This is a genomic window from Marinomonas algicola, from assembly GCF_014805825.1.
Taxonomy (GTDB): Bacteria; Pseudomonadota; Gammaproteobacteria; order Pseudomonadales; family Marinomonadaceae; genus Marinomonas; species Marinomonas algicola.
On sequence record NZ_CP061941.1, the window covers coordinates 2119421 to 2133179 of the forward strand.

General features: G+C 41.7%; 12 protein-coding genes. 3 read left to right on the top strand and 9 right to left on the bottom strand.

Annotated elements, in window-relative coordinates; translation table 11 throughout:
- Positions 1 to 1428 (bottom strand): 3-isopropylmalate dehydratase large subunit, encoded by a 1428-nt coding sequence (gene leuC / locus IEZ33_RS09665; protein ID WP_191603438.1) that lies wholly within the window; start codon positions 1426 to 1428, stop codon positions 1 to 3.
- Positions 1429 to 1520: 92 nt separating this feature from the next.
- On the opposite strand from leuC, the gene IEZ33_RS09670 reads away from it, so the two are divergent.
- A complete protein-coding gene (locus tag IEZ33_RS09670) occupies positions 1521 to 2405 on the top strand; it encodes a LysR family transcriptional regulator (protein WP_191603439.1) in 885 nt (294 codons plus the stop codon).
- Here IEZ33_RS09670 and IEZ33_RS09675 read toward each other — a convergent pair.
- The gene (locus IEZ33_RS09675; RefSeq protein WP_191603440.1) at positions 2402 to 3553 is read right to left on the bottom strand and encodes an MFS transporter; all 1152 of its coding nucleotides are present in this window, start codon (positions 3551 to 3553) and stop codon (positions 2402 to 2404) included. The two genes, IEZ33_RS09670 and IEZ33_RS09675, sit on opposite strands and share 4 nt — an antisense overlap.
- A 194-nt stretch (positions 3554 to 3747) precedes the next feature.
- Between IEZ33_RS09675 and IEZ33_RS09680 the strand changes: the two genes are divergently transcribed.
- Positions 3748 to 5391 carry an alpha-amylase family glycosyl hydrolase gene (locus IEZ33_RS09680; protein WP_191603441.1) on the top strand — a complete coding sequence of 548 codons (1644 nt, stop codon included), beginning with the start codon at positions 3748 to 3750 and terminating at the stop codon, positions 5389 to 5391.
- Positions 5392 to 5455: 64 nt separating this feature from the next.
- On the opposite strand, the gene IEZ33_RS09685 is transcribed toward IEZ33_RS09680, so the two are convergent.
- The 7 genes from IEZ33_RS09685 to IEZ33_RS09715 form a co-directional block, all read right to left on the bottom strand.
- On the bottom strand, positions 5456 to 6748 hold the full coding sequence (locus tag IEZ33_RS09685) for an NAD(P)/FAD-dependent oxidoreductase (protein WP_191603442.1): 1293 nt from the start codon (positions 6746 to 6748) through the stop codon (positions 5456 to 5458).
- A 119-nt stretch (positions 6749 to 6867) separates the two neighbouring features.
- The gene (locus IEZ33_RS09690) at positions 6868 to 7314 is read right to left on the bottom strand and encodes a YaiI/YqxD family protein (RefSeq protein WP_191603443.1); all 447 of its coding nucleotides are present in this window, start codon (positions 7312 to 7314) and stop codon (positions 6868 to 6870) included.
- A 189-nt stretch (positions 7315 to 7503) separates the two neighbouring features.
- Entirely contained in the window at positions 7504 to 9153 is a 1650-nt protein-coding gene (locus IEZ33_RS09695) for an electron transfer flavoprotein-ubiquinone oxidoreductase (RefSeq protein ID WP_191603444.1), read from the bottom strand.
- A gap of 96 nt (positions 9154 to 9249) precedes the next feature.
- Positions 9250 to 11031 (bottom strand): acyl-CoA dehydrogenase family protein, encoded by a 1782-nt coding sequence (locus IEZ33_RS09700; RefSeq protein ID WP_191603445.1) that lies wholly within the window; start codon positions 11029 to 11031, stop codon positions 9250 to 9252.
- Positions 11032 to 11164: 133 nt separating this feature from the next.
- A complete protein-coding gene (locus tag IEZ33_RS09705; RefSeq protein WP_191603446.1) occupies positions 11165 to 12244 on the bottom strand; it encodes an AraC family transcriptional regulator in 1080 nt (359 codons plus the stop codon).
- Positions 12245 to 12356: 112 nt separating this feature from the next.
- Positions 12357 to 12698 (bottom strand): hypothetical protein, encoded by a 342-nt coding sequence (locus tag IEZ33_RS09710; protein WP_191603447.1) that lies wholly within the window; start codon positions 12696 to 12698, stop codon positions 12357 to 12359.
- Between the two features lie 99 nt (positions 12699 to 12797).
- Positions 12798 to 13241 (bottom strand): cytochrome b562, encoded by a 444-nt coding sequence (locus IEZ33_RS09715; protein WP_240009696.1) that lies wholly within the window; start codon positions 13239 to 13241, stop codon positions 12798 to 12800.
- 118 nt (positions 13242 to 13359) lie between these two features.
- Here IEZ33_RS09715 and IEZ33_RS09720 point away from each other — a divergent pair, with 118 nt between their 5' ends.
- Positions 13360 to 13719, top strand: a complete 360-nt coding sequence (locus tag IEZ33_RS09720; RefSeq protein WP_240009680.1) for a hypothetical protein — start codon at positions 13360 to 13362, stop codon at positions 13717 to 13719.
- Positions 13720 to 13759: the final 40 nt, after the last annotated feature.

The following is a 13759-nucleotide window of genomic DNA, read 5'->3' on the forward strand; positions in this document are numbered from 1 at the left end:
CTAGTGTTTAACCAATTCATTAACATCAACAAAGTGACCCGCAACCGCCGCCGCCGCGGCCATAGCTGGGCTAACTAAGTGAGTTCTTCCGCCAAAACCTTGACGACCTTCAAAGTTACGATTGGACGTGGAAGCGCAATGCTCACCATTACCTAATTTATCCGCATTCATTGCCAAACACATGGAGCAACCAGGCTCACGCCATTCCAAGCCAGCCTCCGTAAAGATTTTATCTAGGCCTTCTTTCTCGGCTTGTGCTTTAACCAAACCAGAGCCTGGTACCACAATGGCTTCTTTTAATGTAGAGGCAACTCGACGGCCTTTAACCACTTCGGCCGCAATACGTAAATCTTCAATTCGTGAGTTAGTACACGATCCGATAAAGACACGATCTAAAGTGATGTCCTCGAGAGTGGTTTTGCCTTCAAGCCCCATGTATTTCCAAGCGCGTGCATAACTTTCTTGTGCGCCAGCATCCGCTTGATCTTGTGGGCGAGGTATTGGCTGATCAATAGCAATGACCATTTCTGGTGAGGTACCCCACGTTACTTGAGGTTTAATGTCTTCCGCCTTTAACACAACCACATTGTCAAAATGCGCCTCCGTGTCCGAATGCAAATCTTGCCAAGCCATTACCGCCTGCTGCCACTGTTCGCCTTTCGGTGCATAAGGACGATCTTTAACATAATCTATCGTTGTCTGATCTACCGCAATTAAGCCCACTCGTGCGCCCGCTTCAATGGCCATATTGCAGACTGTCATACGACCTTCCATTGATAGCGATTGGATGGCTTCACCGCCAAACTCAATCGCGTAGCCTGTACCACCAGCCGTGCCAATTTTACCAATAATCGCTAACACAACGTCTTTTGCCGATACCCACGGGGACAATTTACCGTCTACACGTACCAGCATATTTTTGCTTTTCTTTTGTACCAAGCACTGAGTCGCCATGACGTGCTCTACTTCAGAAGTACCAATACCATGAGCCAATGCACCAAAAGCACCATGAGTAGAAGTATGAGAGTCACCACATACAACGGTGGTTCCCGGTAATGTAGCACCTTGTTCTGGCCCAACAACGTGTACAATGCCTTGACGTATGTCTTGCATTTTAAATTCTGTAATACCAAATTCATCACAGTTATCATCCAAAGTAACCACTTGGATTTTTGAAACTGGATCAGAAATACCTTCAATACCGCTTTTACGCTCAGCATTAGTAGTGGGTACATTGTGATCTGGTGTCGCTAAATTGCCACTGATTCTCCATGGCGTGCGGCCTGCAATACGCAGACCTTCAAAAGCTTGTGGTGAAGTCACTTCGTGCAACAACTGTAAATCAATATAAATCAATGCACTACCATCGTCACGTTGCTGAACCAAGTGGTCATCCCACAACTTATCGTAAAGTGTTTTTGCCGACATTTGCTCTCTCCTCTTTATCTATTTGATTATCCTAAAGCTTTGCTTTAAATTACTCAAATTCATATTTTTCATGTTTTGGATAATTTTTTGGAATGATGGATATTTCTGAACTGCTTACTTTTATAAAAGTCGCTGAAACGGGCTCTTTTTCCGAAGCCGCCGAAAAACTGTTTGTCACTCAACCGGCCATTAGTAAACGCATTGCCAGCCTTGAACAAAATCTCAACATCCGTCTTTTCGATCGTATTGGTCGTAAAGTACACCTTACAGAATCGGGATTGCGTCTTTTACCAAAGGCCAAAAGCATTGCACTTGAGCTGAACGAGATTAAGCACAGTATGTCACAGCAAGAAGGTGAAATAAGTGGTGAACTTCGTATTGCTACCAGCCATCATGTTGGACTCAGGCGACTGCCTACTACGCTCAAACGTTTCCACTCTGAATTCGCCAATGTAAACTTGGAAGCGGATTTTACGCAATCTGAAGAGGCTTATCAGCAAGTAATGCGTGGCGAAGTTGAATTAGGCATTATTACTTTGTCGAATCAACTTGATAGCTCTATTGAATCCATTCCTGTTTGGTCAGACCCTTTTGTCTGTGCCGTTAGTAAAGATCATCCTCTGAGTCATTTAAAATCGGTGGATTTGGTTAAATTGGCCGCCTATCCATGTGTGTTGCCAAAACAAAATACATTCACACGGCAAATGGTAGATCAAGCATTAGCAAAATATGGACTCAGGCCTAATATTCGCATGAGCACCAATAACTTTGAAACCTTAACCATGCTGACCAGTATTGGCTGGGGGTGGTCTTTGTTACCCTCAACCTTAATTAACAATGAGTTATGCATATTGGATCTAACGGAGCTTAACATTGCTCGGCAATTGGGCGTTATTTATCATAAACAACGCACGTTAAGTCGAGCGGCTCAAATGTTTATTCGTATTATGATGTCTGAAGCTCAAATAGAGCCTTAACGTCGTTGATGGGCAATCAAGGTAACAAGCGCAATGGCACTGATGATCGCGGCAAAGGTAAACGCCGTTGGACCGCCCATTAACTCCCAAATGTAACCAGCGATGACCATACCAAGACCACCACCAAGACCAACAGCGAGAGAACTGTACATGGCTTGACCTTGCGCTGCATATTTTTCAGGAAAAAGTCGATTTACTTGGTCGATTGACACCATATGAAACAAGGCAAACGTAACACAATGAGTTAATTGCGTTAACAGAACGACCCATAAGCTATCAACGTACCAACCAACTAGAAGCCAACGCGCAATTCCTAAACCAAAACACAAGGCGACAACATAAACCACGGAGTAACGTTTTAATAAGTTACCAAAGAATAAAAATAAAACGATCTCCATCACGACACCAAAAGAGATGAGCAGACCAATTTCATCACCTGAATAACCGGCATTAGATAGGTGTAATGCCATGAAAACATTGAATGGCGCGTGCGCCATATAAGAGAGAAACGACAAAAGTAAGAAGAATCGCACTTCTTTAATTTTAAATAATGACCAGAAAGAACCAACTTGCTTATCCATTTCAAGTGGTATGGGTTTTTCTTTCAATAGAAACGTCGTTGCAAAAGCGATGATAATAGCGAGGATCATCATCGGAACAATGGCATTAACACCGACTTTTGCAATAATGAATCCTGTCAACGTCACGGCAAAAATGTAGCCGAGTGAGCCACCGGCTCTTATTCTTGTATAGGGTATTCCCAGCCCTTTAATACTTCTAATCGCAAAAGAGTCGGCTAATGGTACTAGAGCACTGTAGGAAAGCGCCAAGAGTAAGGTCAGCACCCAAAAGGTTTCATAGCCTTGGGCAAAATAAAAGGGCAAAACAGCCAGTAAAGTACAGCCCGTTGCTATTTGTAGGGTTAGCTTTGGTAAACCTAAGCGTGTTGTTAGCCACCCCCAAAAATGAGGCACAACAATCGTTGATAAAGTCAATAGCGCCATGATACGGCCAATCTCTGAGCCACTAAGATCAAGAGATTTGTAGTACATTGAAATATAGGGAGCCATTGAGCCAGTTAGACTACTAAAGAAGAAAAAATACCCGAATAATGGCCAAGCAATAGAACTAGATCGAGCTGGAAACATGATATACCTAGAGTCGTGTTGAAAGTGGTGATGGCTGAAAACGCTTAGGCAAAGTTTAATACGATTCTTTTATCGTTATTTTAGGAATATAGTAAAACAACTTATGCAACTACCGTATAAGTATATAACATAGCGTTTAAAATCGAGAACATAAAATGCGAAAGATCTCATTAATTTTTTAGGAGTAAGCTTTGATGCTAGAAAACAAATCAAACTGGTGGCGTGGTGGCGTTATTTATCAAATATACCCTCGCAGTTTCCTAGATTCTAATAATGATGGTATAGGTGACCTTCCAGGTATCACCCGTAAACTTGATTACGTCGCTTCTTTAGGAGTAGATGCCATTTGGCTATCTCCCTTCTTTACTTCACCAATGAAAGATTTTGGTTACGATGTCTCCGACTATTGCGATGTAGATCCGATCTTCGGCCTGTTATCGGATTTTGACGCTCTCATTACTAAAGCTCATTCCCTTGGTTTAAAAGTGATCATTGACCAAGTATTAAACCATACGTCTGATCAGCACCCTTGGTTTGAAGAATCACGCCAAAACCACACTAACGACAAACACGATTGGTATGTTTGGCAAGACGCTAAACCAGACGGTACGGCTCCGAATAATTGGATGTCTGTTTTTGGTGGCCCTGCTTGGCATTGGGACAGTCGGCGTTGTCAGTATTACCTTCATAACTTCTTGGACAGCCAGCCAGATTTAAATTTCCACAACCCTGCGATAGTAACTGCACTTATGGACACATTGGAATTCTGGTTAAAACGTGGCGTTGATGGCTTTCGATTAGATACGGCCAACTTTTTCTATCACGATGCCGAATTAAAAGATAATCCGCCAAAACACGACATTGTAGAAGGCAGTATTGGCGTTCGACTTGATAACCCTTATGCATTTCAGTTGCACTTATACGATAAATCCCAACCAGAAAACATACCCTTCTTGCAACGCATCAGAGCCCTAATGGATCGTTACCCCAATACCACTACTGTGGGTGAAGTGGGTTGTGATTTTTCCCTCAAAACCATGGCTGAATACACTCAAGGTAATGACAAGCTTCATATGTGTTATTCATTTGACCTGCTGACCCATGATTCCTCCATGGGTCATGTTCGCAATACCATGGAACAAATAGAAAATGCGTTAGGGGATGGCTGGCCCTGTTGGACAATTGGCAATCATGATGTTAACCGAGTGGCATCGAGGTGGTCTGAAAACGGCACGCCTAATATGGAACAAGCAAAAGTGTTTATGGCCATGCTACTCACTTTACGTGGCAGCGTTTGTTTATATCAAGGCGAAGAGCTAGGGCTGACCGAAGCGGAGCTAGCATTTGAAGATCTTGTTGATCCGTTTGGCATTACCTTTTGGCCTGAATTTAAAGGACGAGACGGTTGCCGAACTCCCATGCCATGGGAAAACTCGGAAAATGGTGGCTTTAGTCAACACACTCCTTGGCTTCCTGTTGAGAAAGCGCACCTTAGTCAATCCGTCGCCGTTCAGGAGCAAGAGCCTAACTCGGTGATGCGAGCTTACTCTGACTTTTTGACGCTCAGGAAGTCCCACCCTGAATTTATTGAAGGCCGCATTACATTCTTATTTAACGATGAAAAGCGCTTAATCTACATTAGAGAGCTGGATAATAGAAAAACCCTAGTAGGAATCAATACGGGTCATGAAGAGAAAAGAATGGCGCTAGAAGCACTTGTTGACAAAACAGCGCAACTGGACGTTATTGAGCTTCCTCAAAGTATCAAGTCGGGAGAAGTCATTGATAAGGAATTGATCTTGGGTCCTTACAGTATTATTTTATTGTCTCTACATTAATCGAGAAAACAGCACTCACTCGGCCTATTTAGTGGGTGCTGTTGCAATTTAATGTCGTTGCAATTTAATGTAGTTTCATTTTCGGTTTAACCGCTTTACTGATGCGTTTTACAGACATAATCAGCAGCGCTTTAATCCATCCATGAATCGCAATTTGATGCATTCTGTATAGTGAAACATAGACAAATCGGGCAATTCTCCCCTCTACAAACATAGATTTACTGGACAAATTGCCCATTAAACTGCCAACAGTACTGTAACGACTTAAATTAACTAATGACCCATGATCATTGTATTTAAATTCTTTTAATGGTTTATCAGTAAAGCTTGCTACAATATTGTCACCCACTAAAGACGCCATTTGATGGGCTGACTGGGCTCGCGGAGGTACAAATTTTCCGTCAGCTAACTCACAGGCACAACAATCGCCGATAACATAGACGGTCTCTAGCTGAGTCGCTTGCAAGTTTTGTTTAACTAAAATTTGATTAGCACGGTTGGTTTCCAAACCCTCTATGTTTTTAATAAAATCTGGCGCTTTTACACCCGCCGCCCACACCATTAAATCGGCTTCTATGGTGTTTTCATCCGCCGTTAAAAAGCCCTGATCTGTTGCTCTAACAATACGAGTGTCTTCACTGACTTTCACACCTAATCGTGACAGTTCTTTACGTGCTAACAAGGCAATTCGCTCTGGAAGCGCAGGCAGAATTCGACCACCGGCTTCAATCAGACTCACTTCCATTCGCCTTGATGACATGTTTCTCATACCATAGGCTTTTAAAAGATCGGCCACATGATTCAGCTCAGCGGCCAACTCAACACCTGTCGCACCCGCTCCAACAATAGCCAGTTTAAGCTTTGCATCATTGCCACTTGTTTGATGAACACGCAAGAACTGGTTGAGCAAGGCTTGCTGAAAGCGCTCTGCCTGCTTGTGAGAATCAAGGAAATAGCAATTTTCCTTCACACCAGGTGTACCAAAATCGTTACTAACACTGCCAACCGCCAGTACTAAGATGTCGTAAGACAATGATCGAACAGGTAGAATTTCATGGCCTTCTTCATCCAGCAAGGCCTCTAACTCAATGCTTTTTGATTCGGCGTCCATACCAATCATAGTACCTAACTGATATTGGTAATAATGCCTTGCAGAGTGGGCACGATAATTAATACCATCGGTATTGATGTCTAATGACCCAGTCGCCACCTCATGTAACAAAGGTTTCCAGATATGGGTTCGGCTGCGATCAACCAGTATGACTTCGGCTTCCCCTCGCTTCCCAAGTTTGTGGCCAAGTTTGGTGACTAATTCAAGCCCACCAGCCCCCCCACCAACGACAATAATTCTTTTCATGAGTTGTTTACCTTTAAGTGAAATTAACTGAAAAGCTGTCTTCAAGAAAGCACCTTTTCAGATAATTCAACACTCATAAAGTATCAAAAGTTAACCAACGGATTCACTTTTTGAATTCATTAACGCATTTTCATTAATAACTTATCCAGTGCATTGGCAAAGGCCGCTCTGTCCTGATGATTGAAGCTTTCAGGACCACCAATATTTTCACCACTGCTTCTCATTTGCTCCATAAAATCCCTCATCGCAAGACGTTGTTTAATGTTTTCTTTAGTGTAGATCTCACCGCGAGGGTTTATTGCAATAGCCTGTTTTGCAATGACGTCGGACGCTAATGGTATATCGGCGGTTATCACTAAATCGCTTTCCGCTACCTGATCCACGATGTAATTATCGGCTTCATCAAATCCTTGTGAAACTTGATGACGTTTAATCCAAGGAGATGGAGGTATGGCTATTAGCTGATTAGCAACCAATATGCATTCAATTTGCACCCGTTCAGCGGCACGAAATAAGATGGTTTTAATCACATTTGGACACGCATCGGCGTCAACCCAGATTTTCATTACTTCAACCCTATGTAAAAGATACTGATATTATTCCCCTTCAACGAAACTTTATCTAGAGGCAAATTAATGAAGTCTATTTTTTTATGAAATTTACAATCGAAAAGCAAAAAAAAACCAACTTATGTTCGAATAAATTGGTTTTTTTAAAGTCAAATGACTCACTTATCGTTTGAGCCTCATTATCATCTACATGTTAGGATAATTTGGTCCACCTGTGCCTTCTGGTACAACCCAAGTAATGTTTTGAGAAGGGTCTTTTATATCACAGGTTTTACAATGAACGCAGTTCTGACTGTTTACTTGAAACACAGACTCGCCTTCTTTTTCAACCACTTCATACACACCGGCTGGACAATATCGTTGAGCAGGCTCATCGTACATGGGTAAATTCTTCTGTATAGGTATGTCTTTATCCGTGAGTTTTAAATGGCTGGGTTGGTCCTCGTCATGATTGGTATTCGATAAAAACACCGACGACAATTTATCAAAGCTGAGTAAACCATCAGGCTTTGGATAGACAATTTTCTGGTGCTTCTCCGCCAACTCAAGAGACGCATAATCTGGCACCACGTCAGTAAAGTTAAAAGGTAATGACCCAGAGCAAAGGTTTTGATCAACCCAGTTATAAGCGCCGCCAAAGAAAGTGCCTAATTTATGCATGACCGGAACAAAATTGCGTGTTTGTTGCAATTCTTTCCCTACCCAAGACGCATTAAATGCTTCGGTGAAATCGGTTAACTTACTAGGAGGATTTTCACCTAATAAGGCGTTAACAATCGATTCTGCGGCTAACAAACCGGTTTTCATGGCCGTATGGGTACCTTTGATTTTACCTGGGTTTAAAGTTCCCGCGTCACAACCAATAAGTAGACCACCCTCAAAAACCATCTCAGGTAAAGAACGTAAGCCACCTTTAGCAATGGCTCGTGCGCCATAGGAAACCCGCTTGCCGCCTTGCAGATGCTTTGCTATCAATGGATGATGCTTATAACGCTGGAATTCATCATAAGGACTTAAGAAAGGGTTTTTATAGTTGAGGTCCGTAATGAGCCCGACGACCACTTGGTTATTTTCAAGATGGTATAAGAATCCCCCTCCACCCGCTTCGTTACCTAAAGGCCATCCAGCCGTATGAATAACGGTACCTGGTTTACTTTGTTCGGCAGGAACGTCCCATAACTCTTTAATACCCAATCCATAATGTTGTGGATCGGCGTCTTTGTCCAATCCAAAATGTTGGATTAATTGCTTTCCAAGGTGACCACGGCAGCCTTCAGCAAAAATAGTGTACTTAGCTTTAAGTAGCATTCCTGGCATATAACTGTCTTTTTCAGTCCCATCAGCGGCAATCCCCATATCACCAGTAATAACACCTTCTACTCGACCAGAGTCATCGTAAGCTACCGTTGCGGCGGTGAAACCAGGAAACACTTCAACGCCCAGCTCTTCCGCTTTTTCGGCCAACCATCGACATAAGTTGCCTAAACTGATGACATAGTTACCTTCATTGTGCATGGTTTTTGGAATCATCCAATTGGAAAACTGACGACTTACTTTATCATCATGTAGCCAATGCAATTCATCAACCTTTACTTCGGTATTCAGCGGTGCCCCTAGCGCTTTCCAATTAGGATAAAGCTCTTCTAAAGCAATAGGATCAACAACAGCGCCAGATAAAATATGAGCGCCTATTTCAGACCCTTTTTCAACTAAGCAAACACTAATTTCTTTTTCTTGCTCTTGAGCTAATTGCATTATACGGCAAGCGGATGAAAGACCTGCAGGACCACCACCAACAATTACCACATCAAATTCCATCACTTCACGTTCTGACATATCCCCTCCGAAACTGGCAAAATCTAAAACTTTTGTAGACCTATTATTTTTATAATACAAGCCATACTGCTAACCCTCATCGCCACACAGCCAAAACTATCGACTAAAACTGGATAAGGACAAATCTGATATTGTTGTACTACTAAACATAATAGCCTGATAATAGCTGTTTGTGCGAGGTAATATGTGCTTACAATAAAAATTAACGGACTGATTCCAAGATGATTTTTGTATATCAGACATTACACTTGATGATGACACTTTGGATTGCGCTTTAATTTGTAACCAACCACCAATGGTGTAACCCATTAACATCATTAGAGAATACGCTGATCCTGTTGCATTAACAGGGTCTTCATTCATGTATTTTAAACATTCTTTTTGCGCGTTATCCAATTCGTTAAGTGACTTTCTAACAAGGCTAATATTATTCATTACATCAGGCAATGTCGTTTCTGTTTCAATAGAAGTTAATTCACTCTCTATGTCTGCTAGTAACCGTGACATCCCTTTACCTTGATCCGCATGCAGTTTCCGTCCAATCAAATCCAATGCTTGAATACCGTTTGTGCCTTCATAAATAGGCAGTATACGAGCATCTCTTGCATGTTGAGCTACGCCAGTCTCTTCAATAAAGCCTACACCACCATGGACCTGAATGGCTAAAGATGTGATTTCTTGAGCTTGCTCAGTGATCCAACCTTTGACGATAGGAGTCAAAATACCATTGCGTTCATTGTGGTTCGCCTGTTCCTTTCCTTCCGTTAAGTTAGCCAGGTCGATTTCTACGGCCGCACTGTAAACAAGTGAGCGCATAGCATCAATTTGGCTTTTCATTGTCATAAGCATCCTTAGCACATCTGGATGCTCAATGATGCTGGCTTTTTTGGAACGATCTTTAGCGACGCCTTGTTTCCGCTCTTGAGCGTATTCCAGCGCCTGTTGGTAAGCTCTTTCTGAAATAGCTAAACCTTGTAAACCAACACCTTGGCGAGCATTGTTCATCATAGTAAACATAGCCATTAAGCCTCGATTCTCTTCCCCTACAAGGTAACCGATCGCGCCTTCGTTATCACCGAAACTCATAACACAAGTTGGCGATGCGTGAATCCCAAGTTTCTTTTCTACAGAAACAGGCACAACATCATTGCACGTGGTTGGGTTACCCGCTTCATCTAGCAAGAACTTAGGCACAATAAATAATGAAATACCTTTCACCCCTTCAGGTGCGTCAGGGAGACGAGCTAACACAAGATGAATAATATTATCCGTCATCTGATGGTCTCCCCATGTAATGAAGATTTTTTGACCAAATAAACGATAATGTTTGTCTTCAGGGATGGCTTTCGTCTGAATAGCGGCTAAATCAGAACCCGCGGCAGGTTCTGTAAGGTTCATAGAGCCTACCCATTCACCACTGATCATTTTAGGTAGGTAGGTTTCTTTAAGTTCATTACTGGCATGAGTTTCAATGGCTTCAATGGCACCTTGATTGAGTAAAGGGCAAAGAGAAAACGCTAAGTTAGCCGCTTGTACGCCTTCACTGACGGCAGCGGATAACGCAAAAGGCAACCCTTGTCCTCCATATTCTTCTGCACCTGAAAGCGAGCCCCAGCCCCCTTCCACATAGGATTTAAACGCCTTTTTAAAGCCTTTTGCTTCATGAACAGAACCGTTGACTATGCGGGAGCCTTCTTGATCACCAGAATGATTAATAGGTGCAATAACCTGTTCACACAATTTGCCGGCTTCATTCAGAATGGCATCAACTAAATCTTCAGACACTTCATCTGAACGCAAAGCATTGACACGAGAGAAGCCTGCAACCTGCTGTAAGCTAAAAGTAATATCATTAAGAGGGTAACGGTAATCGCTCATTTTTTATTCTCCGATTAATACCGATTAAAAGCATATAATTGGCTAATATAATCCCCTTCTTGACCATTTCACTCAATAACACATTTCCTCTAAATCAATGACAAAAACAATCACATAAGTATTTTAGACGTATTTACCCTTTACTCACTTCTTTAAAGCCTTTCTCAAATTTTAAGTATTCTTCATTTTTTCTGTATTCACCAGGCGTTACCCCTGTCCATTTTTTAAAAGAACGAAAGAAGGCGGAGGGCTCATCAAACCCCATTAATTGAGCTATGTCGCTGATGCTTAATTGAGGCGCATTCATATAAGTAATCGCAGCTTCTTTACGACATTCGTCTTTTATCTGTTGATAAGAGGTTTTCTCTTCATTTAGCCTTCTACGTAATGTAGAAACACTCATATTCAATGCAGAAGCCACTTCATCAGCACTTAATACGTCTCTAGAAAAGTCTTTTCCTAACATAGACATAACTTGCGATTTCAAGCTGTTGTCATTATCGACCATCACCAGCAATTGGTAAGGCGCTGTTTTTAAAAATCCCCTGAGGCTTTCCTCTGTTTGAACCACAGGTAAATCTAAATAACTGGAAGGAAAAACCAAGGCATTGGCGTGTTGATTAAATTTTACTTCAGATTGAAAGAGGGTCTTGTAATAATCAAGGTCATCTGGGCGCTGACAAGTAAAATACGCGGCTTTTAGTGATAATCGTCGCCCAATGAGCCAGCTAATAAAGTGATGCCACATGGACAGCGTGGTTCGAAGACGATCTTGTGACTCTGTGTTCATCAACGCCTCAACGTCTCCCTCTGATGCGGAATCTAATGGCGCGAAGGTGACCATGGCATATCGGCCTTTTTTAATTAACACCGGCTTTATGCTTGGTCCGCGACAAATTTCATAAAAATCACTGCAACGATATAATGAATGGGCGAGAGAACGAGCATGAATAATGCACAAGCACATCATTCTAAAGGTTCCATTAGGTATCTTTCCACCACTTAACATGCCAAAAGACTCGTCCTGAACCAAAAACATAATATGTTGATACAAGAGTCCATACTTATGAGCGGGGAAGGAACTGCCAAACTCAATATCTTCTTTAGATATATCTAATGTCGACAATAATCCTGCGCTATCAACTCCCTGATCTTCAAGGGCCTTCAGCAAAAAACGGACACTTGACATGGGAACAAACGCTTTTAAATTCATGATGTATCTCTTTAAAACAAATGTTTTACAGTAAAAAAAACAATAAAAAAGGCTGCAAATGCAGCCTCTTTTAAACATTAACGCTTGAAACAACCATCGCGCTCTTTAAACCTTAATAGGTTTCAGAGAATGCATTCATTAAATCATTCGTTGTTAATTCTTCAGTTGAAGAGTCATCTTGAGCAAGAGCCTCTTCAACGGTCACTTCGGTAGCGGGTGCTACAAAAGTAAATCGTCTTGGCCTGATTGCCGGTTTTGCTTCTGCAACATCAGGCAACAAACCTAATCGAGATAATTTCTTTTGAGCTTGCTCTTTACGTAACTGTGATTTTTTTACATGGAAGCGTCGCGGCTCTTTTGATTTTTGAGCTTTACGCTGCTCTTTCATCATTTCTTTCGTGCCGGTTTTACCGAGTTTTCCACGCATTGTTCGCGTTTTTTTTGATCGTGCCATGATTTCCTCACTCTATTGCGGGTAAATTGTAGCAGCCTTAGGCAGCACAGTCACTGAACTTTGACGGATCAAAAATATTTCTGCTGTTTCAGCGTTAATTTAACACTCGAACTGGAAAGTGCGATGCCCTATTTTACGCAATTTACCGACTTCTTTAACCAAACTCTTAACTGAGTCTTGATCATTCTCCGACACGGCCACTTTTAGTTTATTGAAAACACTTGAAGTATCATCGATTACTTTCTGGTAATCAGCCATACGTTGCGACAGTTCTTCAGCTGAAAGTGTTTTTTCCTTCAAGAGATAAGGTGTCTCACTTCTAGATAAGGTTAAGTTTTGACGAATCGAATCGATTCTGGTTAACGCATTCTCAGTATTTCCGGATCGAATTTCAAACGACAAAGACTTTAAATCAGTCTTCATGTCTTCCATGTAATTATGCAGTTTTGTATCATGACAATCTCCATGTCCATGTCCATACACAGGCGCACTCAGGGAAACCGCAATTGCGGAGGCAGCAAGCAGGGCTTTAAACGGTAACATAAACAAATCACTCTCCAATGAATATTAATAGAATCTAAACTAGCAACTTAAATAAGTTAACTTTCTTTACGACTCTTTTGCAAAAACAGACCATTTTAATAAGAAGGACGGCTTTTTTATGGTAAAAGTGCTTCACTTTATCGACAATAGGCGTTATTCATTAAGCACAATCAGTAGGCCACTTTTCCTTATGCCAATAAAAATTACCATCACATGCTTTATATCACTGCTCATGGCAAGCAATGTGTCTGCTGAATGTCGTGACTTAGATAGCATAAAATCATCAAATGAAAAGGCATTGGAACTCTTACCTGGTGAGGTTTTTTTACCTGGAAAAGTACTAAAAAAGCACCATCCAAGCGGCATAAAAGAAGTAGCAAGCTACATTAAATCACAAAACTTATATTACACCGTTTTTGCTCATGTAAATGCCGACTGTAACGCGACTTTAATCAAGCGTACAAACGGAAAATACTAGAGATCATAAGTCCTTCGTCTAAAATCGGCGCACTTATGAT

Coding starts and splice junctions, on each gene's coding strand:
- leuC (WP_191603438.1), bottom strand. CDS start 1,428: ATGTCGGCAAAAACACTTTACGATAAGTTGTGGGATGACCACTTGGTT.
- IEZ33_RS09670 (WP_191603439.1), top strand. CDS start 1,521: ATGATGGATATTTCTGAACTGCTTACTTTTATAAAAGTCGCTGAAACG.
- IEZ33_RS09675 (WP_191603440.1), bottom strand. CDS start 3,553: ATGTTTCCAGCTCGATCTAGTTCTATTGCTTGGCCATTATTCGGGTAT.
- IEZ33_RS09680 (WP_191603441.1), top strand. CDS start 3,748: ATGCTAGAAAACAAATCAAACTGGTGGCGTGGTGGCGTTATTTATCAA.
- IEZ33_RS09685 (WP_191603442.1), bottom strand. CDS start 6,748: ATGAAAAGAATTATTGTCGTTGGTGGGGGGGCTGGTGGGCTTGAATTA.
- IEZ33_RS09690 (WP_191603443.1), bottom strand. CDS start 7,314: ATGAAAATCTGGGTTGACGCCGATGCGTGTCCAAATGTGATTAAAACC.
- IEZ33_RS09695 (WP_191603444.1), bottom strand. CDS start 9,153: ATGTCAGAACGTGAAGTGATGGAATTTGATGTGGTAATTGTTGGTGGT.
- IEZ33_RS09700 (WP_191603445.1), bottom strand. CDS start 11,031: ATGAGCGATTACCGTTACCCTCTTAATGATATTACTTTTAGCTTACAG.
- IEZ33_RS09705 (WP_191603446.1), bottom strand. CDS start 12,244: ATGAATTTAAAAGCGTTTGTTCCCATGTCAAGTGTCCGTTTTTTGCTG.
- IEZ33_RS09710 (WP_191603447.1), bottom strand. CDS start 12,698: ATGGCACGATCAAAAAAAACGCGAACAATGCGTGGAAAACTCGGTAAA.
- IEZ33_RS09715 (WP_240009696.1), bottom strand. CDS start 13,241: ATGTTACCGTTTAAAGCCCTGCTTGCTGCCTCCGCAATTGCGGTTTCC.
- IEZ33_RS09720 (WP_240009680.1), top strand. CDS start 13,360: ATGGTAAAAGTGCTTCACTTTATCGACAATAGGCGTTATTCATTAAGC.